The following is a 937-nucleotide window of genomic DNA, read 5'->3' on the forward strand; positions in this document are numbered from 1 at the left end:
CGCTCGCCACTACTCACGGAATCACAATTGTTTTCTCTTCCTATGGGTACTGAGATGTTTCACTTCCCCACGTTCCCCCCACACAGCCTATACATTCAGCTGGTGGTAACACGACATCACTCGTGCTGGGTTTCCCCATTCGGACACCCTCGGATCACAGCTCGTTTGACAACTCCCCGAGGACTATCGCGGCCTACCACGTCCTTCATCGGCTCCTGGTACCAAGGCATCCACCGAACGCCCTTACACACTTACAACAACACCTACAAACAACCCCCACCCCACCAACCCCACAAGGGCCAGCAAACAGGGATCGAATGTAGACACACAAAACATTTCTGCTAAATCACAGACCAAGCACCCCAACAAAGTTGGAGCATTGGTTTGAAATAAAGATGCTCGCATCCACTATGCACTTCTCAAACAACACACACCCGAACACGTCCACGCCTCCGGCCCCCACCACAGGAACCCTCACCGACCGCGAACCGCTATCCGAGCTAGGTCAGAGACAACCCACACCAGCCCGAAGACCAGCACGTGTGTTCTCTCAGAACCCCGATAGTGTGACAAGAACCCGCCGGCCTCACGACCCAGCAGCAACCACCAGACCACACCATCAGGGTGTAGCCGGCAGATGTGTCTGATGTTTCACCCTCGAACACACACACGCCGCAGAACAGACGCCCACGAAACATGTGTCGTTGTGTGCTCCTTAGAAAGGAGGTGATCCAGCCGCACCTTCCGGTACGGCTACCTTGTTACGACTTCGTCCCAATCGCCGATCCCACCTTCGACAGCTCCCTCCCACAAGGGGTTAGGCCACCGGCTTCGGGTGTTACCGACTTTCATGACGTGACGGGCGGTGTGTACAAGGCCCGGGAACGTATTCACCGCAGCGTTGCTGATCTGCGATTACTAGCGACTCCGACTTCAT

General features: G+C 55.6%; 2 rRNA genes. Both read right to left on the reverse strand.

Annotated elements, in window-relative coordinates:
* A 23S ribosomal RNA gene (locus tag MAY35_RS23170) occupies positions 1-257 on the reverse strand; the annotation flags it as partial.
* 462 nt (positions 258-719) lie between these two features.
* Positions 720-937, reverse strand: a 16S ribosomal RNA gene (locus MAY35_RS23175); the annotation flags it as partial.

The sequence above is a fragment of the Gordonia sp. 'Campus' genome, assembly GCF_022206305.1.
Taxonomy (GTDB): domain Bacteria; phylum Actinomycetota; class Actinomycetes; order Mycobacteriales; family Mycobacteriaceae; genus Gordonia.